Annotated in this window: 17 protein-coding genes, 2 tRNA genes and 3 pseudogenes; 11 read left to right on the top strand and 11 right to left on the bottom strand. The window is 53.0% G+C overall.

Annotation, left to right across the window (positions count from 1 at the left end; genetic code table 11):
• Positions 1 to 151: 151 nt before the first annotated feature.
• Positions 152 to 355 carry a DUF4823 domain-containing protein gene (locus PCPL58_RS09480; RefSeq protein WP_232002949.1) on the bottom strand — a complete coding sequence of 68 codons (204 nt, stop codon included), beginning with the start codon at positions 353 to 355 and terminating at the stop codon, positions 152 to 154.
• Positions 356 to 1,015: 660 nt separating this feature from the next.
• Here PCPL58_RS09480 and PCPL58_RS29345 point away from each other — a divergent pair.
• The 6 genes and pseudogenes from PCPL58_RS29345 to PCPL58_RS32415 all read left to right on the top strand — a co-directional run.
• Positions 1,016 to 2,539, top strand: a complete 1,524-nt coding sequence (locus PCPL58_RS29345) for a DUF6531 domain-containing protein (RefSeq protein ID WP_232002914.1) — start codon at positions 1,016 to 1,018, stop codon at positions 2,537 to 2,539.
• A pseudogene (locus tag PCPL58_RS09475) lies at positions 2,536 to 2,739 on the top strand (hypothetical protein); the annotation flags it as partial. The gene PCPL58_RS29345 and the pseudogene PCPL58_RS09475, both read left to right, overlap by 4 nt.
• A gap of 17 nt (positions 2,740 to 2,756) precedes the next feature.
• Positions 2,757 to 4,142 carry a DUF6531 domain-containing protein gene (locus tag PCPL58_RS29340; protein WP_083188354.1) on the top strand — a complete coding sequence of 462 codons (1,386 nt, stop codon included), beginning with the start codon at positions 2,757 to 2,759 and terminating at the stop codon, positions 4,140 to 4,142.
• 32 nt (positions 4,143 to 4,174) lie between these two features.
• A protein-coding gene (locus PCPL58_RS29335) for an IS5 family transposase (RefSeq protein WP_102136180.1) occupies positions 4,175 to 5,028 on the top strand; the annotation gives its coding sequence in 2 pieces (ribosomal slippage) (positions 4,175 to 4,523 and positions 4,523 to 5,028; 855 coding nt in all).
• Positions 5,027 to 5,164 (top strand): annotated as a pseudogene (locus PCPL58_RS32420) (RHS repeat protein); the annotation flags it as partial. The gene PCPL58_RS29335 and the pseudogene PCPL58_RS32420, both read left to right, overlap by 2 nt.
• Positions 5,161 to 7,555, top strand: a pseudogene (locus PCPL58_RS32415) (RHS repeat-associated core domain-containing protein); the annotation flags it as partial. The pseudogenes PCPL58_RS32420 and PCPL58_RS32415, both read left to right, overlap by 4 nt.
• 227 nt (positions 7,556 to 7,782) lie before the next feature.
• Here the strand turns inward: PCPL58_RS32415 and PCPL58_RS09455 are convergent.
• On the bottom strand, positions 7,783 to 8,760 hold the full coding sequence (locus tag PCPL58_RS09455) for an IS5 family transposase (RefSeq protein ID WP_065348561.1): 978 nt from the start codon (positions 8,758 to 8,760) through the stop codon (positions 7,783 to 7,785).
• 124 nt (positions 8,761 to 8,884) lie between these two features.
• Here PCPL58_RS09455 and PCPL58_RS30785 point away from each other — a divergent pair, with 124 nt between their 5' ends.
• The 3 genes from PCPL58_RS30785 to istB all read left to right on the top strand — a co-directional run bounded on the left by PCPL58_RS30785 (position 8,885) and on the right by istB (position 12,180).
• Positions 8,885 to 9,163, top strand: a complete 279-nt coding sequence (locus PCPL58_RS30785; protein ID WP_157893896.1) for a hypothetical protein — start codon at positions 8,885 to 8,887, stop codon at positions 9,161 to 9,163.
• Positions 9,164 to 9,884: 721 nt separating this feature from the next.
• Entirely contained in the window at positions 9,885 to 11,384 is a 1,500-nt protein-coding gene (gene istA / locus PCPL58_RS09450) for an IS21-like element ISPsy20 family transposase (protein WP_104685638.1), read from the top strand.
• A complete protein-coding gene (gene istB, locus PCPL58_RS09445) occupies positions 11,377 to 12,180 on the top strand; it encodes an IS21-like element ISPsy20 family helper ATPase IstB (protein ID WP_031598096.1) in 804 nt (267 codons plus the stop codon). The genes istA and istB overlap by 8 nt, the downstream gene beginning before the upstream one ends.
• 330 nt (positions 12,181 to 12,510) lie before the next feature.
• Here the strand turns inward: istB and PCPL58_RS09440 are convergent, their stop codons facing one another.
• The gene (locus tag PCPL58_RS09440) at positions 12,511 to 12,930 is read right to left on the bottom strand and encodes a DUF3742 family protein (RefSeq protein ID WP_065349287.1); all 420 of its coding nucleotides are present in this window, start codon (positions 12,928 to 12,930) and stop codon (positions 12,511 to 12,513) included.
• Positions 12,931 to 13,121: 191 nt separating this feature from the next.
• On the bottom strand, positions 13,122 to 15,458 hold the full coding sequence (locus PCPL58_RS09435; protein ID WP_065349286.1) for a HopW family type III effector protein: 2,337 nt from the start codon (positions 15,456 to 15,458) through the stop codon (positions 13,122 to 13,124).
• 714 nt (positions 15,459 to 16,172) lie between these two features.
• Here PCPL58_RS09435 and mobH point away from each other — a divergent pair.
• The gene (gene mobH / locus PCPL58_RS09430; protein ID WP_083188353.1) at positions 16,173 to 18,104 is read left to right on the top strand and encodes a MobH family relaxase; all 1,932 of its coding nucleotides are present in this window, start codon (positions 16,173 to 16,175) and stop codon (positions 18,102 to 18,104) included.
• Positions 18,101 to 19,540, top strand: coding sequence for a site-specific integrase (locus PCPL58_RS09425; protein WP_065349284.1), 1,440 nt, complete (start codon positions 18,101 to 18,103; stop codon positions 19,538 to 19,540). The genes mobH and PCPL58_RS09425 overlap by 4 nt, the downstream gene beginning before the upstream one ends.
• A 333-nt stretch (positions 19,541 to 19,873) precedes the next feature.
• On the opposite strand, the gene PCPL58_RS09420 is transcribed toward PCPL58_RS09425, so the two are convergent.
• The 7 genes from PCPL58_RS09420 to tolB form a co-directional block, all read right to left on the bottom strand.
• Positions 19,874 to 19,950, bottom strand: a tRNA-Pro gene (locus PCPL58_RS09420).
• A gap of 95 nt (positions 19,951 to 20,045) precedes the next feature.
• Positions 20,046 to 20,121, bottom strand: a tRNA-Lys gene (locus PCPL58_RS09415).
• Positions 20,122 to 20,184: 63 nt separating this feature from the next.
• The gene (gene queC, locus PCPL58_RS09410) at positions 20,185 to 20,874 is read right to left on the bottom strand and encodes a 7-cyano-7-deazaguanine synthase QueC (protein WP_003364714.1); all 690 of its coding nucleotides are present in this window, start codon (positions 20,872 to 20,874) and stop codon (positions 20,185 to 20,187) included.
• A gap of 1 nt (position 20,875) precedes the next feature.
• Positions 20,876 to 21,523, bottom strand: coding sequence for a 7-carboxy-7-deazaguanine synthase QueE (gene queE, locus PCPL58_RS09405; RefSeq protein WP_065351028.1), 648 nt, complete (start codon positions 21,521 to 21,523; stop codon positions 20,876 to 20,878).
• Between the two features lie 171 nt (positions 21,524 to 21,694).
• Positions 21,695 to 22,513 carry a tol-pal system protein YbgF gene (ybgF, locus tag PCPL58_RS09400; protein ID WP_004418664.1) on the bottom strand — a complete coding sequence of 273 codons (819 nt, stop codon included), beginning with the start codon at positions 22,511 to 22,513 and terminating at the stop codon, positions 21,695 to 21,697.
• A 6-nt stretch (positions 22,514 to 22,519) separates the two neighbouring features.
• Positions 22,520 to 23,023: a peptidoglycan-associated lipoprotein Pal gene (pal, locus tag PCPL58_RS09395; protein WP_003314369.1), complete on the bottom strand. Its 504-nt coding sequence runs from the start codon at positions 23,021 to 23,023 to the stop codon at positions 22,520 to 22,522.
• 52 nt (positions 23,024 to 23,075) lie between these two features.
• The gene (gene tolB / locus PCPL58_RS09390) at positions 23,076 to 24,326 is read right to left on the bottom strand and encodes a Tol-Pal system beta propeller repeat protein TolB (RefSeq protein WP_210434907.1); all 1,251 of its coding nucleotides are present in this window, start codon (positions 24,324 to 24,326) and stop codon (positions 23,076 to 23,078) included.
• Positions 24,327 to 24,348: the final 22 nt, after the last annotated feature.

The following is a 24,348-nucleotide window of genomic DNA, read 5'->3' as shown; positions in this document are numbered from 1 at the left end:
ACACTGCGGCTGATGAAGATATCCAGCGAATTGGCGACGCGATGATCTGTAAACGGCATTCTTCTCTCCTTGATTTGCCCTGCACCCCTATCGGCAACGACCGGAAAAAATTGCGTGCGGTTCGTCGCCCCATCGAGCTGAACAATACGTCTCAGAACAGTGAAGAGACGAATTCAGCTACAGGCTCTGGAAGCAAGTCCTGTGGATGATCGCCGCCCCAAGTGGCCAGCCCGCTGCTGCCCTTGATGACTCCAGAGCTGGTCACATCACCAGTTCGCACATTGACCACGTCCACTTTGACTTCAACCTTGTCCGGGATCATTGACCACTCGGTGGCTCGGTCTTCCCAGTGCAGTATTGTCGGGAATATAATGTTTTGGTTAGTACGCTGTGATGCCCTACTTAGTTCCGTTTGTAACGACTAAGCGACGCAGGTTGGCCCAAAATCAATATCTACCACGGACCAGAGCGCCTAAGAATAACCAAAGCGCGTAACGGGAATACGTTTTTACTCGTACGTAGTCCCTTTGTTAGCCTGGTTGCTGTCAAAGCACTGTACAGGAACGGATAACCTACGGGCTGGCAAGTCGTACTACCATGCAATTCGGCTCCGAAAATTGCCGATAATGGATATCATTTTGATATTGTCGGCGAAGACAGCGGCACTCCTCATGCCCCAGTCACTACCTCCGAACGGGACCCCACCCGCTTCCTGCGCACCTAGGTTGTAGAACCGCCGGTACCACGGTATACACCTACGACAGTCAGGGCAGGGAAACCGGCCGGCAAGTCAGTCCTCGCTGACATGACCCTTTAGCTATTGAATACCCTCTACCAGAAGGATCTGTGCATGACCTTGCCTTGCTCTCGTATCAGCCGGTTCGACTTGTCGGTGTGGTCGATCTGGATAGCCGCCGCCACTTTCCAGGTCGAACCGTGATTTCGCAGAGCGGCCTACTGTCTTTTAGACCGGTTAAGACTTTTGGACTCTTGCAATTCATCTATCGTGTGGATTATGACATTGAATAATTTTACAAGGTTTTTTGCTGTACTAATAACTTTAGCTTTGGTAGGCGAAGAGTCAGCCCAAGCTCGGACCTATAAATTTTGGTGGGAAGGATACATCCCTCCTGTTATATTCCAAACTCCGGAACAGGGCTGTGAATATATATATTATGTCGAGCTTCCGGGGATTTCCTCGTATTATCGTCCGGAAAAGAGTTTTTATGATCCCGACTTCAAATTTAAGCGTTTTCAATGCGGTTCTGATTTGAATCAAGGATATTTTGGATCTGTAGACTATGGGGAAGTGACATGTGATGATTCGGAGGTTCTAGACTTTCCTAGCATGCAGTGTAAGCGAATTGGTGCCATTGGGCGTGCAACTGAAATTTCTACTTGTGATGTACCAACAAGCACGCCGGATGTTTTTGTAGGTAACCCAGTAAATGTTATTTCCGGAAACAAAATGCAACAGGAGATTGACCTTACAGCTGGCGGGGGCCATAGCATAAAAGTTTTTCGTACTTATAATAGCTTGAATGGGGCCTGGGTCCATAATTTTTCCTCACGCCTGGATTTCGCTAGCGGCTCTGTGGTTGTGATAAAAGGAGATTCCGGAGCATCAGCTTATACAGAAAAGTCAGGCGTTTATACCTCCGTTTCAGATATCGGAAAATTGAGCTATGACGGAGTCAATAGCCAATGGATCTATAATTCTGTAGACCGCTCAACATATTTTTACTCCGCCATTGGGAAATTAATAAAGGTTTCCAACCCTGACGGCGGAAATGTGACTCTGAATTACGTAGTTGGTAGTTCGAGTACTAGAATACAGTTATCAGACGAGTATGGAAATATTGTTGAACTAGAGGAAGACTCTAGGCACCAGTTGTTAAGCATGAAAAGCAAAGACTTCATGGTAAACTACACTTATAATTCAAGTGGCATGCTATCTCGTGTAGCTAAGTCAAACGGGGGTGTCGAGATGGTGCGCTCTTATAAGTATGAAAGCCCTAGCTCTGATAAGTTCCTAACAGGGATACTTAATGAACGAGGAATCGTTTATGCCAGTTGGGAGTACGACAGCCTTGGTCGTGCCGTTTCCTCAAAGCATGCAAATGAATCTCAGAAAACTGAGATTACCTACGGAACAGGTTATTCTACGGTTATAAACTCTTTGGGACGCAAGTCGATTTATCATTACGACGTTATTGGAGGCATACAGAAGATTACATCTATTGAAGGAGAGCCTACGCCTAATTGCCCCTACAGCAACTCCACCTATACCTACAACGATCGCGGCCTCGTACTAACTAAAACCGATGCCAAAGGCTTGATCACCACTTATGATTACAACGACAGGGGCTTTGAAATCAGCCGCACCGAGGCCAGTGGTACTACGTTGGCACGCACCACTACAACGGAATGGGACCCTGATCGTTTTCTGCCTATCAGGGTAATTGAACCCAATCGAGTTACCGTGTATAGTTATGACAATCAAGGACGTGAGCTCACTCGGCAGAGCACATCCCGATGAGCACTCCCTATTTCAAGGGTCTGAGCATGACCGTTTCTTTCTTGCGCAAAGCCACTGTGGGAATTGCCTGCACCTGGCTGGCATTCTCTGTGCAAGCAAGCACCATCAGTCGCACTTATACAGCCCTTGGGCAGCTCGCAAGTATCGTTGGTGCGCGTACTGATGTGGATGACGTCACTCGTTACGCATACGACGCTCAAATTGAAAAAGGCATTTCATGAAAAGTAAAAAGATTTTTTTCAAGATTTTTTTTGTCTTTATTGCTCAAGCTATATACTTGTCGTCTGTTCGTGCAGACGTTTATAAAACTTGGAGGACGGACGGCAACCTTCCTGACGCTTATTTTGAAACGCCAGAGCAGATGTGCGAAACACTATATGAGTCGTGGCCGCATATGACACAGTTCTATAAACCCGAAAATAATCGATATATATCTCAGTTCTATTACGCATGTGGTTTTAACTCTTCTTATCCAACTACGTTTGGCGATGGGGTGTTGATTACACTAAACTGTCCTGAGGGAGAGAGACCAAATCCACGGTACAGTGCTTGTACAAAGGAGTCTGCTAAAGGGCGCGATGATCACTCTATGAGTTGCTCGAGCCCATCAACTCTAGCAGGGAATCCTATCAATTTCACATATGGAAATAAGATTCAAGATGAAACTGACTTTGAATCGAGAACCATGAGGATTTCGCGTTTCTATAATAGCTCGGACAGTCTTTGGAGACATAATTTTTCTACCTACCTTTTCTTTTCGGATCGATCTGCGGTTATGGTAAGATCGGACGGTAAAGAAAATCTATTTTCGCCGAGTACTGAAAATTACATTTCCAAAACTGATGTCGGAATTCTAAAAAAGGAAAACGATTCGTGGCGATATGACGGCTTAAATCATGAGGTATTATTTTTTTCAGCTTCGGGTGATCTGACTCAAGTTAATGATCCGCAAGGGGTTGTATATAAGTTGGTTTACAGTAATCGAGGTACAGGGCGTGAGATAGTTGTAAACAATAACTATGGCGAGTCTGTTGTCTTGGTGGAAGGCGCGCGACGTAGGATTAAATCAGTAAAGACAACTACGCAAGATATTACTTTCGTATATGATAATAATCAAAATTTGACCGAGCGGCAACTGACTTCTAACGGTAGTGTCTCTATCAGAAAGTACCACTACGAAGACTCTTTCAGCCGTAATCTACTTACAGGGATTACAGATGAGCGAGGTGTTCGCTTTGCCACTTGGGCTTATGACAGGGCAGGTAGGGCTATTTCCAGTCAGCATGCAGGTAATGCGGGTGCGGTCAAGATATCTTATACATCTGACTTATCCAGTGTCGTAACAAATGAGCTTGGTAAAGATACAACATATAGGTACGAAATTATTTCCGGCGTGAAGCGATTAGTCGAAGTTAAAGGTGAACCTACCCCCGACTGCCCAGCTACCAACTCCTCCTACACCTATAACGACCGCGGCCTCGTACTGACCAAAACCGATGCCAAAGGCTTGATTACCACTTATGAGTACAACGACAGGGGCCTGGAAATCAGCCGCACCGAGGCCAGCGGTACTAGGGATTGTCTGAAAAGTCGCGTTCGTTAGAATGATGCCCTCTGGTTGCCAGGAGAGCCGTCATGACAGGCCGTTATGAAATTTCATCTGAGCGTTGGGCGATCATTGAAGCCATTGTTTCCCCTCCTCAACACATGGGGCGGCCAAGGCGCGATGATCGTCAGATGCTTGATGGAATCTTCTGGATTTTGTGCTCTGGCGCCAAATGGCGGGATCTTCCAGAACGTTTTGGGCCTTGGAAGACCGTTTACCAGCGCTTCAGGCAATGGCGTGACAACGGCACGTTCAAGCAGGTTCTGCGCCACCTTCATCTTCGTTTGCGAGAAGACGGGTTTATCGATCTGGATACCTGGATGGTCGATTCCACGTCAATCCGGGCCGCCCGGGCTGCCAGCGGTGCTGGAAAAAAAGGGGCCCGCAGGAACCGCAACACCACTGTCTCGGCCGAAGCAGGGGCGGACTGACCACCAAAATACACCTCGCCTGCGACAGTCATGGCTTCCCGCTGGCCATCATGCTGTCGCCCGGCGAGCAGGCTGACTCGCGCCACTTCATGCCGTTGCTGGATCAGATCAGCCTTCCTGGCAGCAGGGGTCGCCCGCGCAAGCGTTGCCGTTATGTGCTTGCCGACAAGGGTTATGACAGTCAGGTTATACGTCAGTACTGCGACCGCTACGGCATGCAGCCGGTGATTCCGCTGCGCAAGATGCATCGCAAGCCTCGACCCGGCTTGCCTCGGCTGTTTGACAGGCCTCAGTACAAAAAACGCAACGTTATTGAGCGAGTATTCAGCTGGCTTAAGGAAAAACGTCGGATCTGTACGCGTTACGACAAACTGGCCAGCAGCTTTAAAGCCATGGTCACACTGGCCTGCATCGAAAGATGCTTGCGGGCTGACTTTTCAGACAAACCCTAGCTTGGCACGCACCACTACAACGGAATGGGACCCTGATCGTTTTCTGCCAATCAGGGTAATTGAACCCAATCGCGTGACTGTGTATAGCTATGACAATCAAGGACGCGAGCTCACTCGGCAGAGCACATCCCGATGAGCACTCCCTATTTCAAGGATCTGAGCATGACCGTTTCTTTCTTGCGTAAAACTGCAGTAGGTATTGCCTGCGCTTGGCTGGCATGTTCTGCCCAGGCCGGCACGATCAGCCGGACCTATACTGCCTTGGGGCAGGTTGCGAGTGTGGATGGCGCGCGTACTGACGTGGATGATGTTACTCGGTATGCATACGACGCCCAAGGCAACCTTACAACGGTGACCAACGCGCTGGGTCAGGTCTACACGCTTGCCAGTTTCGACAGCTACGGCAATCCGCAAAGTGTCACTGACCCAAACGGGGTGGTGACGACCCTCAGCTACACCCCTCAAGGCTGGCTTGCCAGTCTGACTGTTGATTCGTCGACTACCCAGTATGGGTACAACGAAGTCGGTGATTTGCTGCAAGTGACCACGGCTGATGGAAACTGGGTCAAGTACAGCTATGACGATGCCCGCAGGCTTATCGGGGTGCGCAATCGGCTTGGTGAAAGCATCAATTACACTCTCGACCCAATGGGTAATCGGACGGCGGAACAGACCAAAGACACCAATGGAGCCGTGGTCCATCTTCAGCGACGTGTGTTCGATGAGTTAGGTCGTCTGATCCGGGTTGTGGGTGCTGGTGATCAGACGCAACGTTATGGCTATGACCTGAACGACAATCAGTCGAGCTATACCACTCCGCGTAACAACAAAACGCAGCAAGCGTTCGACGCTCTGAATCGGGCCAGCAAGATCGTCAATGCTCTGCAGGGCGTGACTGCCTTGGGCTACAACTCTGACGACAAAGTCACCAAGGTAGTCGACCCACGTGGCGTGACGACGCTGTATACCTACGACAGTTTAGGCAACCGCATCAGCAGCAAAAGCACGGACGGCGGTACCAGCACTTATGCCTACGACGAGGCCAACAATCTCATTCGCAGCACTGATGCACGTGGGGTTGTGACCGAGTATGCCTACGACGCGCTCAATCGTCTGACCAGTAAAAGCTATCCGGCCACACCGGCGCTCAATATCAAGTTTCTCTATGATCAGACTGCTGATGGCAATCTTGGAATTGGCCACCTCACCGGCCTACAGGACAGTGCCGGGGTTCTGACGTATACCTACGACGCCAAGGGCAATCTGGTCAGGCAGTATCGCTCGGTTGGCGTTAACAGCGGCGACTATTATGAAACACTGAATTACGGGTATGACGCCGCCCGTAATCTGGTGCAGATCGGCTATCCATCGAATATCAACCTGACCTACACGCGTAACAGCGCGGCACAGGTCACGGGCATCAAACTGGCCATCGGCAACAAGACAGCAACGCTGGCCAGCAACATCTCTTACCAGCCTTTTGGTCCAGTCAATTCTCTTACCTGGGGCAACGGTATCCTGCTGTCGAGAACCTATGACCAGGACTATCAACTGACCCAGCAGCAAGTCGGCAACTGGCAAACAACTTATCGGTACGACGCTGACAGTAATATCGCCGAGACAGCCACCAGTCTGTGGGGGTGCGGTGCAGTATGAATATGATGCACTGGGCCGTTTGACTCAGGAGCAAACCAACAGCATCAAGAAGGCTTACAGCTTCGACGCCACTGGCAACAGAACTCAGCGTACCACTACCAGCCTGACCACAAGTGATGCCACGCAGACTCAGTCTTTAACCTATGCCAGCGACAGCAACCGGCTAACCAGCGTCAATGGCTCCACACTGCCTGTGGACGCTGCGGGTAACCACACGCAGATCAATGGCCGCCGATTCACCTACGACAGCCAAGGCCGTCTGAGCGAGGTTTATCAGGCAAACATCTACAAAATTGCCGACTACAAATACAACGCACTAGGCCAGCGAATCATCAAACGCTCTTACGTCATGGGTAGTCAGGCGTTGGCGGGCACAACCACCTACCTGTATGACCCAAGCGGCAAGCTGATCGGCCAAACGTTCTATGACGGAAATGGCCAGAAAACCAGTGGCCAATACTGGTTCTGGCTGGACAACATGCCGCTGGCACAGCTGACGGCGAACTTCTCTGCGCTGGGTGAAGTGAGCAGCAGCAAACTGATTTACCTTCATGTCGATCACCTGAACACACCGAGACTGGCGACAGACAGTTCCCAGGCCCTGCTGTGGCGTTGGAACAGCGATGCGTATGGTGTGGGAACTCCTGAGGAGGATGTGGATGGCGACGGCAAAGCCACGGCCATCGCACTGAGGTTTCCAGGACAGATCTACGATGCGCAAACGCAGCTGAGCTATAACTATCACCGGGATTACAACCCGGACACCGGGCGGTATGTGCAGAGTGATCCGATTGGGTTGGGTGGTGGGCTCAACACATTCGGATATGTTAGTGCGAACCCCCTGCGTTGGAGTGATCCTCGAGGGCTAGCTCCTTGGGATTGGAATGGTAGAGGAAACACGGGAGTCTGCAGCTATTATGAGCAGCGAGTGTGCGAAACCACCGGCGACCTAAGGAAGGTCTGAAGTAGGCAGACTTTTTAACCCTCCCGTTGCTTCAAAGTTTCAAAAAACGTCGTTTCAATCGAAAATCAGACCTTTGCCTCGCCCAACTCCTCTTTTTTCTTCGGACAAGCGCTTTTTAGCGTCAATTGTCCACATTACAGGCGCACCTCTCCTGTATTCAGCAGTCGTTTTCGCATCATCCACAGATTGGACAGAGCAAATAGCGTGGTCTGCTGCGCAGTGTTTTTCAGCAGGCCTCGGAAGCGTACTTTCGTATAACCAAACTGGCGTTTGATCACTCGAAACGGATGCTCAACCTTGGCGCGCAGTTGAGCTTTCGCGTATTCGATTTTGCGACGCATGCGCCCGATCAGACTTTCCTTTGCATGCTTTTTATAACTGCTGGGCCGCGCTGCAATCGACCATATCATTTGGCGATTTTGATGCTCGGGACGCTTTTCGACACCGGTGTAGCCCGCGTCGCCAGAGACGTAAGTTTCTTCTCCGTGCAGTAACTGGTCGACCTGAGTTACGTCAGCTACATTCGCCGCCGTGCCCACCACGCTATGCACCAAACCGGATTCGGCATCGACACCGATGTGCGCTTTCATCCCGAAGAAATATTGATTTCCTTTCTTCGTCTGGTGCATTTCAGGGTCACGTTTTCCGTCCTCGTTCTTGGTCGAACTCGCCGCATGGATGATCGTTGCATCGACCACGGTGCCCTGGCGCAGCAACAAACCACGGTCGCCCAAATAGCCATTGATGACCTGCAAAATCCCACCGGCCAGCTCATGTTTCTCCAGCAGTCGGCGGAAATTGAGGATCGTGGTTTCGTCCGGAATCCGATCCAGGTGCAGTCCTGCAAACTGTCGCAGAATTGTGGTTTCGTAGAGCGATTCTTCCATGGCCGGATCGCTGTAGCCGAACCAGTTTTGCATCAGATGAACCCGCAACATCGCCATCAACGGATAGGCAGGGCGACCACCTTCGCCCTTTGGATAGTGTGGCTCGATCAGTTTGACCAAGCCATTCCAGGGCACGACCTGATCCATCTCGATCAGGAAGCGTTCACGGCGGGTTTGTTTGCGTTTGCCAGCGTATTCGGCGTCAGCGAAGGACATCTGCTTCATCGGGACTCAACCGTTCAGTGCTTGGGACTGGCGTATTTCACCAGATTTGGAAGTCTTTTTCAGAGTTTCCCTAAGTGACTATTATAAGCGAGCAGAAGATATCTGTAAGGGTGAAGATCGTGCAGTGAACAGTCTCCTTACGGTCGGCATAGCCAGCGCCTGGATACGCGGAACGACGAATTTATCTGAATCCGATATCTACAATAAAATTCGCGCCGAGCTAATATCTAACGATAAAAACTTTTCCTCTAATAGCGGGCCAAACGGCGTCACCGGTGATATGATCGATGCATACCATAACGATGTTTTTCGTGATGTGGGTATTGGCCCATTATTTTACGGTGGTAACTTATGGCCACAAGGTATTCCGCCAAACCCAGTACCACGTAGTGGACATAATTGATGGCGGAGATAACTATTTTTCTACGCGTGATTTGCATAGCACTAGCGACTTCAGTGTTTCTAACTCTATCGTTTTCTGGCTATATTGGATGGCGTGAGGTAGATGGAACGGTGTGGGAATTTTTTGAGTTCTCAGTACTCGGTGCTGGTTTTCTTCCTTGGTTAACGTGGGTGTTTATTGCCTGCTACGCGCGAAAAGGAAATCTTACTACACCGCTTGCTGCGGGAGTTTTGATACTATTAATACATTATGCACTATTCGCATTTTTAACGCACTCTTACAGAAGTGTATACATAGTGCTGCAGGTAGCTGAATCTCTGTCTACTGCGCTACTGATATACTCATTAAAATTCTCAGGAAAAAGTCATAAGTTTTAGGATTTTAATGTCGCCCGGTTACGCTGATAACTCTAGATTCATTCAACCATCACCGTTTTGGCTAAAGGGTGGCTTACCTGTCGATGGAAAAGTACCAAGAACCGTGCACGCTGCTGGCGAACTGGAGACCCAGCGGTGCACTTTCGATGGAAAGGTGACTATGATCCGCTGGAGGATGAGTCTGCACCAGGCTACCGACACAGCGCTAAATTCAAAGATGAGGTTTGGCTGTTGCCGCTGACCGAAAACTGACCCAGTAGAGGCTGTTCTGCCGACTGAAAACTGACCCAGGTGTTCAACTGCTTCTGCTCACTTTTTGAGCAGGAGAACACAGGGTGATCAGCATGGAAATGTTGGGAAAAATCCGGCGGATGTACTTCCGCGACAAGCTCTCGCTGCATCAGATAGCCAAGCGTACCGGGCTGTCGAGAAACACCATCCGAAAATGGGTCAGAGCGCCCGAAGCCAATCAACCAGCGTACCAACGGTGCGCATCCTTCAATAAGCTCAACCCTTTTCACGAGACCTTAGAGCAGGCGCTCAAGGCTGATTCGTTCCGGCCAAAACACAACCGTAGGAGCGCCAAGGCACTTTTTGAGCAGATCAAGGCCGAGGGTTATGACGGCGGTTACAGCCAGCTCACGGCGTTTGTCCGCTCTTGGCGGTGCGAGCAAGGCAAGTCTGTACGCGCTTTTGTACCGCTGACTTTTGCCCTCGGTGAGGCCTTTCAGTTTGACTGGAGCGAAGAAGGCCTGCTGATCGGTGGCCTGTTTCGACGTATCCAGGTCTCCCATATGAAGCTGTGCGCAAGTCGCGCGTTCTGGTTGGTTGCGTACCCCAGTCAAGGCCACGAGATGCTGTTTGATGCCCATACACGTTCGTTTGGAGCGTTGGGTGGCGTGCCACGTCGCGGCATCTACGACAACATGAAAACGGCTGTCGACAAGGTTAACAAAGGCAAAGGCCGCACGGTCAATGCCCGGTTTTCCGTGATGTGCGCGCACTATCTGTTCGATCCGGACTTCTGCAACGTGGCCTCTGGCTGGGAGAAAGGCATCGTCGAAAAGAACGTGCAAGACAGCCGGAGGCGAATCTGGCTCGATGCTCAAAATTGCATGTTCCATACCTTCGAGGAGCTGAACGTCTGGCTCGGCCAACGCTGTCGTACGCTCTGGGCTGAACTTGTACATCCGCAGTACAACGGTTTGACGGTGGCAGAAGCCCTGGAGCTGGAGCAGGCTGAAATGATGCCGATGCCGACGGCCTTTGATGGCTACGTGGAACGCACCGTCCGTGTCTCTAGCACCTGCCTGATCAGCGTGGCGCGCAATCGTTATTCGGTGCCTTGCGAGCGTGTGGATCAATGGGTCAGCAGCCGTTTGTACCCTTCGCGAATCGTGGTCATTGCCGACGAAACGGTGATCGCCAGTCACGAGCGCCTCTTTGATCGAGATCAGATCGGTTTTGACTGGCAGCACTACATCCCACTCATCGAACGCAAGCCTGGTGCACTGCGCAATGGCGCTCCATTTGCTGATCTGCCAAAACCGTTACAGCTTCTTAAACGCGGACTGAGGCGTCACACCAACGGTGATCGAATCATGATGCAGGTACTGGCTGCTGTGCCCATCGCCGGTCTCGAACCAGTGCTGGTGGCGGTGGAGCTGGTACTTGAATCGGGAAGTCTGAGCGCCGATCACATCCTCAATGTCGTTGCCCGCCTGACCTCCACCGCACCACCTCCCTGTGTAGAAACCAGCCTGCAACTCAAAGTGGCGCCGGTTGCCAATACAGCACGCTACGACCGGCTCCGTACGACCGATGAGGAGAATCGCAATGCGTGACCTAATGACTGAACTCAAAGAACTGCGCCTGCACGGCATGGCCAGTGCTTGGGAAGAACTGGTCTCTCAAGGAACAGCGTCGACGGCTTCATCGAAATGGCTGCTGGAACATCTGCTTCAGCAGGAACATGCGGATCGCGCGGTGCGCTCGGTGAATCATCAGATGAACATGGCAAAACTCCCCATGCACCGTGACTTAGCTGGCTTTGACTTCAGCGCTTCCAGCGCTGATGCCCGGCTGGTCAGCGATCTATCCAGCTTGGCGTTCACTGAAACCGCGCAGAATGTCGTGTTCATCGGCGGCCCTGGCACCGGGAAAACACACCTGGCCAGTGCCTTGGCTGTATCCGGAATCACGGCCTACAACAAACGCGTGCGCTTCTTTTCCACGGTGGATCTGGTGAATCTGCTGGAGCGTGAGAAGTACGATGGCAAGGCAGGGCGAATCGCCCAGGCACTGCTGCGCACAGACCTGGTGATACTGGATGAACTCGGATATTTGCCCTTCAGCCAAAGCGGTGGCGCCCTGTTATTTCACCTGCTGTCCAAACTGTACGAACACACCAGCGTGGTCATCACCACCAACCTGAGCTTCTCGGAATGGTCGAGTGTGTTTGGCGACGCCAAGATGACCACCGCGTTGCTGGATCGGCTGACACACCACTGCCACATCGTCGAAACGGGCAACGAGTCCTACCGCCTACAACACAGCACATTGGCTGCCCAGACAAAGATCAAAACACGCGAACGAAAGCGAAAGGACGGAAATGATATCGAGGACGATGAGCCATTTTGATCCGCACCATAAATGCCCTGCTGCATGCGGTGGGGCTTGATGCGTCTTCAATCGGAACACTGCTGCTAAGCTTATCCACAATTGCTGGGGCAAAAATCAGCAATCCGTCCTGGGTCAATTTTCAATCGGCAGGGTGGGTCAGTTTTCAATCAGCGCCAACAGGTTAGGCAACATCATGCAAGGGCTGGCTGATGGAACCGCAGAGGCGAAGAAAGCAGGCGCACGAGGCGGGGCCGAAGTCGAGAAGAGGCTGAAAGCGAAAGGTTAGAACTATAAGTTTAACTTCCTGCTGACCAACTGTCACAGGAAGTTAAAAATAAATAGAAATAGCTATTCGTTCTGAGAAGGATATACGCCACGCCCAAGAACAAAATCCCAGTTATGGTCATCGTTTTCCTCAAAGACCGATGCCTGCAACCTCGCAGCATGCTCATCGTCTTCATATTCGAAATTCGACAAACTTGAGACTGCCGACGAGCTTTCGCTATTTATAAGACCAACTACGACCATAGCGATGGCGACGACTCCCAAAACATACAGCAATCCCCAAGCCACGAAGAACGCGCCAGTGCCGATCACCGCCGCACGCCCCCCCCACTTGACTGGAGTGACGATTACTCTGGGCACACCTGTGCGGTCGAAAAGCGACCAGAGCGCGCGCTCAACATTGAGTATTCGACGCAGACCAAGACCCAGCACGTGACCAAAACGCGCTGCTCCGCGTAAATCTATGTTGGCATCTGTACTCATGTGCCACCTCGTCTGGTCGGTTGAAGCATATCGTATTGATATCAATCTATAGCACTATTGATTGGTATATTCAACTCAACTGCACATGAAATCAAGCTCCCGACGAACAGGTGGACAACTGCTACAGACTGCTTTGCCGTCCGGTTATACAAAAACTAGGCCAGATTTTCAGTGGTCTCTGAAACGCTATACTAGGCACCCTTCAAAGGTCCTCGGAGGACTTTTTTTGATGAGGAACCGTCCAATGGGTCCCAGATGGCCAGTCGATGACTCGACCCAATGCCAAAAATACTAGCTGCAGTGACCTTCTCGGGGGGCAAGTTATTCTTCTCTGTATAGGTGTCCACTGCTCGCTGAAGGAGGGATGATGCACCGGTGTTACAATTCCCCACCTTGTCAGTTTTGTGCGGCGGCAATCTTTGAAATTTGGGGGTGGAAGCCACCAACTGGTCACGGCGTTGAGCATCTACTTTCGGCTTGAAGCCTGCAGATCGAACTCCTGTTCCGTCGCGGCCCAACATCTCGTCCTGATAAAGCTGATGAAGGGTAAACTGTCTCTTAGCTTCCAGCAGGTCGATGCTGTCCACGTTAGATACTTTCTTCAGCTGAGCCTTTCGCCCGATGTCTTTTGGTAGATTTTCAAATGCGCGAAGATCCCGCTCCGGCGCTGCCGGCCTTGCGACCCTGTAATCATCTGCCTTTTTTGGCCACATTTCCATTGAGGACAAAGGCAAAAGGCGATAGATAGAAGAAATCTCGTTGTGCAGCTCCAATGGATCAACAGCATCACCCCTGACCGCACAATAGGCGTCATAAAAGTCTTCGCGAGTAGCAAATGACGCTCCAGCAAGCGCTGAAATCGCAGCCCGGACAGGCGCCGCTAACTTGCTAGAAGTTTTCGAATCGGACCTGCCTACAAGATAACCGAGAAGCTTCTCATCCAAGGCCACAGGGCCACGTTTCGGATCACCTCCTACCCCATACAAAACTGCGCCACTTTTTCGCCCCCGGCTGGGATGACCAGCGACTACATAGCCATGCGTAGGAATGACGTAACCCCGCGTATTCCTGTTAACGTAATACACAGGAACCTTAGACAACGTTTCAGCGCCCCTGAACTTCAGTTCTTGAAGTACAGTTTTAAAGGCTTCCCGCTCATTTCCTTGAGGTAGCACAGGAAATCTACCGGGATGTCGTGCGTCTACGACCTTACCATCGCTGTCGCACTGGAAATCGATCAAGGCCGCCTCCCCTTTGATAACACGCGTTGCCCTCATCCACCCATCGCCTAGATCGAGTATCGTTGCGTCTGGCCTCCCCTTTCCATCGGCCATGAATGCGACGAACGCCTGGACACGAGACTCGGCATCTCGCATCCCCAGCAGGGATTGAATCTTGTGGCTGATTTTCCCGGCAACTCCGTTTGCCTGTGTCCAATTTGTCCTCTTTTTCTCTGCATAAAGACCAGCTACTTTTTGCGCATCGTCGGCGATTTTACCGCCCACCGCGTGCCCGGGCACGCGAGCTTCAGAGCCGCTGGAAGCGGTACGTGTAGGAGCGTAGCGCAAACTTTCGGGACGGGCACTCGAGGCTTCGAGTTGCCCCTGCCCATTACCGCCCGCTTGGCAAAGCGTCAACTTCGGCTCGACGACTTCACGGCTGCGCACAGACGTTTCGCCCTGGTAGCTCGATACCTCCTCCGATCGCGGCAAGAGATCGTTGGCCCTCAACTGCTGCAGTAGCTCTCCGGCCTCTTTCGCCAGAGAGCGGAGATCATCCCGAGTAGGCATATCTGGACAATTTTCCGTCAATGCCGCCAAAGCATCCGGCAACCTCTCAAGTTCTAAAATCGTATCGGCGTGGGGATGGAGCAAAAGAGCAACTTCGTAGGGATCACTACGGAGATCTTCACTCAGCTCCGCAGTGCGGGCCTTTGCTATGCAAATGAAGCTTCCAAAATTCACGTAGGAAGTCATGCCGACTGGCTTTTCGGCTAGAACATCGGGGTCAAGCTGGATCAGCGCCAAAAGATCCGGAACGCCCCGCACCTTCGCGTGCGCCTCACCGGTCATCTGGCTTATTGATTGATGCAGCCGCGCCGTTTTCAGATTTTCACAAACCTGAGCCAGCGGATCATAAGAAGCATCAGATGCAGGTGTGTGTGCCAGTTGGCTTTTGCATCGGTCAATCACACCTTTGAGTGTCTGCTGTTCGTCACGGCCCAGCCAATGCCCGCCCTGATCGCCCTTCGCAGCCTCGGCAAGCTGATTAGCTAGTTCGGCGATATCCGGAAAAGACGTGGTCTTTCTCTCCAACTCACGCTGAAGGGTACCCAGGAGGCTTGTGAAGTCCTCCTCAGAGGCAGTGGAGGTCCGTCCGAACGCCGCATTCAGCTCACCAGATGCGACGAACGCACGAGTAAGAACATGCTGCGGCGATTGCGCATGACTGTTTTCGGCTGAAGAGGAAGTACCAGAAGAACTCGGCGGAAATGAATGAGAGAAGTGGGTGATCTGAGCTGGATTCATTGGTCTATTCCTTCCATCAGCGGTGTAGCTTTTTTCTATAAAAGGAGATGGGTGGTGTCCCGTCCAGAACAGTTCCCTACGCCGGGGTGAAATGTATGAGCCCATCTATGCAGTCACGCTGCTGACACTCCCAGGAAATGCCACAGAAGGACGCCCTTGACGCGCCGCTTCGGTGGGTGCGCAACTAATGAGCCAACGAGCTCGCTCTCATGAGGGCGCCATCAGTGCAGTTAATCTGAGCCGAAAAGAGCGCTGATTGCGAGCACGGCTGCTTTCGATTGCAAGCCTCCACAGTTAAATCCCAATAGGGGCTAGCTGCGGGAACTGGAAGTGATGAAAACTACTTTCCCCGATAAAGGCTGCACCACCAAAAGGGCAAAATGGCCTGAAGCAAACGGCAAAGCAAAGGGTTTGAATGGAACGGGGAATAAGGGTAAGCGCCTTACCCGAAAAGGCCGGCGAGCCCGCCGGAAATGGATGCCGAAAGGGCTAGAAAGGCAGCTTTGCACGAATTGAAATTTACAAAAAACCATCCTAAACAAGCACTTGGAGACTACATTTTCTTCGGCAAGCATGGCAACATCGGTTCGCTGACACTGTTTGGATCCCAACCATTCAGGTGGCGGCTGATGTACTTAACCTTTCCAGGATGGATATGGGTTTCGACTTGTCACGCTGAGCCCTATAGAGCAAAAGGCCCACCATGACTTCATCATGGGTGCCTCAATGCTTAGTTTCTTTCAGCGAAGAAAAACATCGCCAACCACGCCCTCCAATGCTGCTACAGGGTTTATCAAACCCGAGTCTTGCGACGAGTTACTGTCTACTCCCCGGCGGCGTCAGCTCATTGAAAACATCTGGCAGCGAACGTCCCTGCCCCGCGCACAGTTCGATACGCTATACGTGCAGGCATTCAGGAGCTACGCAGCCTTGGTGCAGCATCTCCCTGCCTCGGAGAACCATCACCATGCCTATCATGGTGGCATGCTGGATCACGGGCTTGAAATCGTCGCCTACGCACTGAAGATCCGGCAAATGTACCTGCTGCCCATCGGAGCCCCGCCCGAGTCGCAGGCCGCTCAATCCGAAGCATGGTCTGCCGCATCGGCCTACGGTGCGCTCGTGCATGACCTCGGCAAGATTGCGGTGGACGTCCAGGTGGAACTGGCAGACGGCACGACCTGGCATCCATGGCACGGACCTCTGGATCAACCTTACCGATTCAAGTACGTGAAAGGTCGCGACTACCGGCTGCATGGAGCTGCTTCGTCGCTGATCTACACCAACGTCATTCCGGCGAAGGCACTGGACTGGCTCAGCGGGTTTCCCGAGCTCTGGGCCCAACTGGTGTTCGCGTTCGCAGGGCAATATGAGCATGCCGACATCTTGGGAGAAATTGTCTCTCAGGCGGATCAGGCTTCGGTGGCGCAAGAACTCGGCGGCAATCCCGGTCGCGCCATGTCAGCGCCTAGACAGTCCATTCAGCGGCAACTGGCTGAAGGCTTGAGGATGCTCATCTCTGAGAAATTCAAGCTGAACCAGCCCGATGGTCCTTCAGACGGCTGGCTGACGCAGGACGGCTTGTGGCTTGTCAGCAAGCCTGCGGTAGACCAGCTCAGGGCTCATCTGCTGTCACAGGGCATTGAGCACATTCCGACGTCCAATGCCCCCATGTTCAATCTGCTCCAGGATCAAGCAATCATCCAGCCTAATGGAGAGGGAAAAGCCATTTGGAAGGCCAACATCGACAATGGTCGCGGCTGGAAGAACACGCTCACGGTACTGAAAATCGCGCCGGCATTGATCTGGCCGAACGCTACCGAAAGACCAGAGGCGTATACCGGCACCCTTACGGTGGAAGCCGCAGGACCGGTGGAAGAAGTCGAGGAAGCGCTTGTGGGAGCCGCCGAACCACTATCGGTAGGTAACAACAAGAAGATACTTGCCGCGGTCAATCAGACGGCGCAACAATCCTCTCAGAAACAAGCACCGGCACCAGTAAAAGATTTTGATGCGCTGGATGAGCTGCTCGATCTATTTCCCGATCCAGTACCTGCTGCTCCAACTGCACCAGTGCAAAGTAGCCCGGAGAGCACGGACGACGATCAGATCCCCTTTTCTCCTCCAACCAAACCACCTGCACGGCTTAGTCAGCCCAAGCAGGCTGAGGCTGACATCCCCGTTTTTGAGACAACTCCAGCAACAGACACTGCCAAGAACTCGACTGACTCGGCCCTGAATCATGGCACCAACTTCCTCACCTGGCTGAAGGGCGGTGTGATCTCTCACCGGATCATCATCAATGACGCCAAAGCGCGTGTACATACCGTGGACAGCACGGCGTTTCTGGTCAGTCCGGATATCTTCAAACGCTACGCGCTCGAGCATCCGACGATTGAGCATGAGGCGAAAGAGCGCGATCTAGAAGCCTGGCAAGTGGTCCAGCGATCTTTTGAGAAGCTGAAAAAACATCGGAAGACGCCCGCCGGCCTGAACATCTGGACGTGCCTGGTCAAAGGACCACGCAAAAGCAAGCAACTGCGGGGCTACCTGCTCATTGAGCCCACCGACGTTTTTAGCGAAGTGCCCTATGACAACCCGGTCATCAGCTTGGCGGACTTGGCAGATAAGGAACCATCTGAATGAACACGATGACACTGCCTGAGCTGACCCAGGAATACATCCTTACTCATGACCTAAGACCCGACACCGTCAAGATCTACTGGGCTGCCACAAAGTCCTATGTCAGATTCTTCGGCGACCGTCTGGCAAGCGAGACGACGCACCGGGACATGCTCGACTGGCGCCGATCAGAACTGGAGAGGGTTTCCAAGCGGAGCTGGAATACGTACTCCAGCCATTTGCGCACCATCTACGGCTACGCAATCGAACACGGTCTGGTAGACATGGCTGCTAACCCACTTAAAAACACGAGCGTGTTGCCACCCAAACGCCCAAAAAAGACAGTTGCGAACGACGCTAGCGTCCGCGCTCGTAACTGGCTCAAGGTGTTGGCAGCAGAAGAGCGCGCTACTGGAAAACGGACAGAAATTACTCCGGCCTGGTTCTGGCTCACCGTGTTCGAAACCTTCTACTACACGGGGCTCAGGCTCAACGCGCTGCTGTGCCTGCGATATGCGGATGTGTACCTGGGCGACCGGCTGATCAGAGTCAGAGGTGAAACAGAGAAAACTCACCGTGAGTTCCTGATTCCGATCCCGGATGGGCTCATGGAACAGCTGGAAACCATCATGAATGCTGCTAAAGCAGTGGGTTTTCAGCCCGAAGACCAACTGTTCAACGTAAACAGATTTTCTGGTCACTACCGTCGTCAGGAGATGAACTCTAATCAGGTGGAGGCCATGTACAAAAAGCTCACCGCGATGACCGGGGTACGCATGACTCCTCACCGGTTTCGTCACACGATCGCCAGCGAACTGATGACGCTGCCAGAGCGCAATATCTATTTGACCAAGAAACTGCTGAACCACTCAAATATCGCAACGACGATGGATTACATAGAGCCGGACTACGAGATGATGCGAGCGGTGATGAATGAGCGAGGCAAGCGACCGGCCAAGATCAGCTACCTGGCAAAAGCAGATGCGGCGCAGCGAGCTGAAAAACATTACTCTTTAGCTGCTCCAGTGAGGGACTTGACTTCGGGCTCGTCGATACACGAAAGGATAGCATTTGCCGACAGAGCATCGGGGCACGTCTTGGGCAAAACGCCCGCCCAGACTGTGCAGTTAAAGCGCAAAAAACAAAGTGCCCCTTTGAATTCGCACTCGGGTACGACAATACAGGCTGCACCAGATATCACGTCAGGAAGTCACGAGTACATACCGTCCCCCTTGAATGAAGGCGACCCTGCTGTTAGGCAACTACCGTTAGGCTGCTCCAGCCCGGAAGATCTGTTGAGAAGCTTGGGCGAACTCACCAAGTGGGTACAACACAACATTGCCGGTGGAGGAACTGGTACTGAACCAGTGATCGAGGACAGACCTGTCCCAAGCCAGGATGCTCGGCATCTACGCCCTGAAATGCTGGAAATGAGCGGAAGGATAGGCAGGTCATGGTGATCCAGCTGCCATAGAGACAGTTGTAAAAATGCTCAATCCGCCATTATCAGCAGATGCTTCGCACTGCAGATTATTTAGTTATGAGGCCTAATGACTGCTTCAGGCGGGCCTACGCCAGCGCAGCGCAGCGCAGCAATTTTTTCCAAAAAAAAGCCCCGTCCACAAGCTTTCGCTTGGAACGGGGCGCTCTAATTTGACATCACCGGATGCTGGCGCTATCTTTCGCTCCAGACGGCTGCTTGCCTGGTTAAACGCACCAAGACGCTTGTCCGCTTTTTTTGCAATGACCGACTACCTAAAAATCTAAAGATCGAACTCTGTAACAACAGTATTTGGTCGGGGTAAGGGGATTCGAACTCCTGACATCCTGCTCCCAAAGCAGGCGCGCTACCGGACTGCGCTATACCCCGGTAAATCAAGGCACCTCAACCAGCTGCCTGCGACCTGATACGAGTGGCATCAGATCTTTAAGATTCGGCTCCAAGGTGGACCTTGGAACCAAAAATGGTGGGTCGTGTGGGATTCGAACCTACGACCAATTGGTTAAAAGCCAACTGCTCTACCAACTGAGCTAACGACCCTCTGTTGTGTGGCGCGTATATTACTGATTTTTATCAGTAATTCAACACCTTTTTTAAAAAACTTTAAAAATAGCGAGTCGGGTCTGCGATACCGGCGGCGGTAAAGCCCTCTGCGCGCAAACGGCAGCTGTCGCATTTGCCACAGGCACGACCCTGGTCGTCAGCCTGGTAGCAGGAAACCGTCAGCGAGTAATCGACTCCCAACGCAGTGCCAGCCTTGACGATGTCCGACTTGCTCAGATTCTGCAGCGGCGCCCTGATGGTGAAGCCCTGCCCTTCCACACCGGCCTTGGTAGCCAGATTCGCCATGCGCTCGAATGACTCGACAAACTCGGGACGGCAATCCGGATAACCCGAGTAATCCACAGCATTGACGCCAATGAAGATATCCCGCGCGCCCAGGACCTCTGCCCAGCCCAGGGCGAGCGACAGGAAGACGGTGTTGCGTGCCGGTACGTAGGTGACCGGAATGCCTTCAGAAGGCGACTCAGGCACGGCAATCGAGCTGTCGGTCAATGCCGAGCCACCTATACCGTTGAGGTTCAGGCCGATGACCTTGTGCTCCACGGCACCGAGATCACCGGCAACGCGTGCAGCGGCATCCAGCTCGGCGCGATGACGCTGGCCGTAATCGAAGCTCATGGTGTAACAGGTGTAACCCTCGGCGCGTGCCATGGCTACGACGGTCGCAGAGTCCAAACCACCAGACAGGAGGATCACGGCTCTTTTTTCAGTCTTGGTCAATTCACTCATATCAGCGCCCCGGCTCGTCATCCCAAAGAATTTTATGCAACTGCATCTGCAGGCGTACCGGCAGGTTATCCGCCACGATCCAGTCCGCCAGATCACGGCCCTTGAGCTCGTGGTGGCTGGCCGAGAACAGAACTTCGCCCGCACGACGATCAAGACCGTACTGAATCAGCTTGGAAACGGCCCAGTCATAATCCTCGCGCGAACAGATCACGAATTTAACTTGATCCTTGGCCGTCAGCAGTTCCATGTTCTCGTAGCGATTACGCGAGACTTCTTTTGACCCTGGGGTCTTGAGGTCTACTACGCGACTGACACGAGGGTCCACCGCCGAGATATCCAGAGCACCACTGGTCTCCAGAGACACTTCATAGCCTGCATCGCAAAGACGCTTCAGCAACGGAATGGCATTGGGCTGGGCGAGAGGTTCGCCACCGGTGACGCAGACATAACGAGGGCGATAGGAGGCCACTTGTCCAAGGATGTCGTCCAGCGTCTGAATGGTGCCGCCACTGAACGCGTAGGCACTGTCGCAGTACTGACAGCGCAACGGGCAGCCGGTAAGGCGTACGAATACGGTGGGCAGGCCAGCCGTACGGGTTTCACCCTGCAACGAGTGAAAGATTTCGGTGATGCGTAATGTGTCTTGCATATCAGCCACGGGCGTAACAGCTAGACAGGCCGTCCGCCTCCATCAGGCACTTCAAGGGACTCGGCAATCGCGGAATCCAGAAAAGCGTAAGGTGTACCGGAATTTCGGGTGCGAGATTCTAACGAAAAAAGCCGCGACTAGCGCGGCTTTCTTGATCAGCGGGTCAGGACATCAAAGGCGCTGGAGATCTCGTTGCGCCAATTGTGCAGCTGAAGTGCCCGGATACTGGGCAACGACCTGCTGCAATATGCCTTTTACCTTATCGGTATGACCCAGACGGCGTTCGACATCAGCCAGCTTGTAAAGCGAATCAGGCACCTTGGCATGCTTCGGATACTGCTGACTGACTTTGGCGAACGCCTGGCCGGCGCCTTGAAGGTCGCCTTTGGCCAGATTTACTTCACCCAGCCAGTATTGGGCGTTGCCCGCATACGAGCTGTTGGGGTATTTGCGCAGGAAAGCGGTGAAGGCCTGACTGGCCTTGTCGAAATCCTTTGCCTTGATCAAATCGAAGGCCGCTTCGTAATAAAGCTTTTCCTTCGCCGGATCAGGAGGCTCGGTGCCTGCTGCCGGTGCCTGCTGAGCCGCTGAGGCCGAAGGCGTCCCGCCGGCGTCGATAGCGCCACCAGCAGGTTGGGAATTATTGGTAGCCGGAGCGGCTGCGCCACTGGCTATACGTTGATCGAGTTCCTGATAACGCTCCAGAGCTTCCTGCTTCATGCGCTGGATATCATTTTGCTGGACCTCGACAACACCGCGCAAACGCGCGATTTCGTCCTGCATTTGCTGCAACTGCATGAACAGCTGACCTTGTGCCGAGGCAGGGGCCGTAACCCCTCCCCCGGCATAGGCGCCGGACGTGCCATAACCCGCTGGCGGATAACTGCTGCTGCCAGAGCCAGAATTATTATCGACCACAGGTGCCGCACCCAACGCTGAAAGCGGAAGGGCGAGGGCCAAAACGGTTAGAGCACGTCGGCACGTTCGCATGTCAAATTACTTACGCAGTTCGACGCGACGGTTTTGAGCCCAGGACTGCTCGTCGTTGCCGGTAGCAACTGGACGCTCTTCGCCGTAGGAAACCAGTTCCAGCTGAGCTGGGGAAACACCTTGCAGTACCAGGTAGCGCTGAACGGCTTTCGCACGACGCTCGCCCAGTGCCATGTTGTACTCGCGAGTACCACGTTCGTCGGTGTTGCCTTCCAGAACAACGCGAGCGCCGTTAGCTTTCAGGTCTTTGGCGTGCACGTCCAGGGAGCGCATGGCTTCTGGCTTCAGGTCCGAACTGTCGTATTCGAAGTAGAAGGTGGTGATTGCGCGCAGAGCAGCTTCTTCGCTCAGGGAGCCGTCAACAGCACCCGAGTTGGCGCCGTAACCAGCGTTAGGATCAACAGCAGCACCGCCTGCACCGGCATTGTCGCCGCCTTTGGACGAGCAACCTACAGCTACGGCCATGGCCAGAGCCAGCGCAGCAAATTTACCAAACTTCAGCATTTCCATCTTGAAACTCCTAATGAACCCCAGTGTGTTAAGCAAATCGTGTAGCGCCGCGTCAGTTCAGGTAAGGGGACCAGGAAGGTTCTCTGACTTCGCCTTGAGCGGTAGGAAGCGGGAGCCTTACGCGTCCGTTAATGGACACGAGCATCAAGACTCCCCGGCCCTGCTGGCGGGTGGCGTAGATTACCATGGTGCCGTTGGGCGCAACAGTAGGCGACTCATCAAGGTTGCTATCTGTGAGGATTTTTACGCTACCGCGGGCCAAATCCTGCACTGCCACCTTGAAATTAGTGAAGCCGTCCTGCCGGTGAATCATTACCAGCGTCTTTTCATCGGCTGACAATTTCGGGTTGGCGTTGTAGTTACCCACGAACGTCACGCGTTCGGCACCGCCGCCATTGATATTGGTCTTGTAGATCTGTGGCTTGCCGCCACGGTCCGACGTGAAGTATAGCGTAGACCCGTCCTTACCGAAGAAAGGTTCAGTATCAATCGAAGAATCGTTGGTGACACGGCTCAATTGACGCGACGCCAGATTGATTACATAGATCTCCGGGTTGCCGTCCTTGGACAGCACGAACGCCAGCTTGCTGCCATCCGGCGACCAGGCAGGCGCACCGTTCAGGCCTTCGAAGTTGGTGATCTGTTCGCGACGACCGGTATCGATGTGCTGAACAAAGATGCGTGGACGCTTCTGTTCGAACGAGACATAGGCAATACGCTTGCCGTCCGGCGCGAAACGCGGCGACAGGATTGGCTCACGGGACTGCAACAGGGTTACCGCACGAGCACCGTCGTAATCCGAACGCTGCAGGGTGTAACGCGTGTTGTTTTCCGAGAAGCGTTCGGCCGTCACGTAGAGCATACGAGTGGAAAACGCACCCTTGATACCGGTGAGTTTCTCGAACGACTGGTCGGCAATGTAATGCGCCATGTCACGCAGCTGGTCATTGGTACCCGATACGTTGCCGGTCAGTACCTGCTGCTCGGTAGCGACGTTGAACAGTGCGTACTGGATCTGCAGACGTCCGCCGGCAGGCGTGATGTTGCCGACCATGACGTACTGGGCACCCAGCGCTTTCCAGTCACGGAAAATGACTTCGCTGGCCTGGGTCGGCAAGCTGATCATGTTCTGCTTCGGGATCGGCGCGTAGTAGCCGGAGTTGCGCAGATCGTTGCTTATGATTTCGGCCATGTCTTCAGGCAGAACGTTACCGCCCTGCCATCCGAAAGGCACAACAGCGATGGGCGCTGCACGGTCACTGCCGCTGGTGACCAGAATGTTCTTTTCTTCTGCCGACACCATTGCGGATGCGAAACAGAGAACG

Origin of the sequence: Pseudomonas cerasi, from assembly GCF_900074915.1 — a bacterium.
In the GTDB taxonomy this organism is placed as follows: Bacteria; Pseudomonadota; Gammaproteobacteria; order Pseudomonadales; family Pseudomonadaceae; genus Aquipseudomonas; species Aquipseudomonas cerasi.
This window is presented reverse-complemented; position numbering and strand designations above follow the sequence as displayed.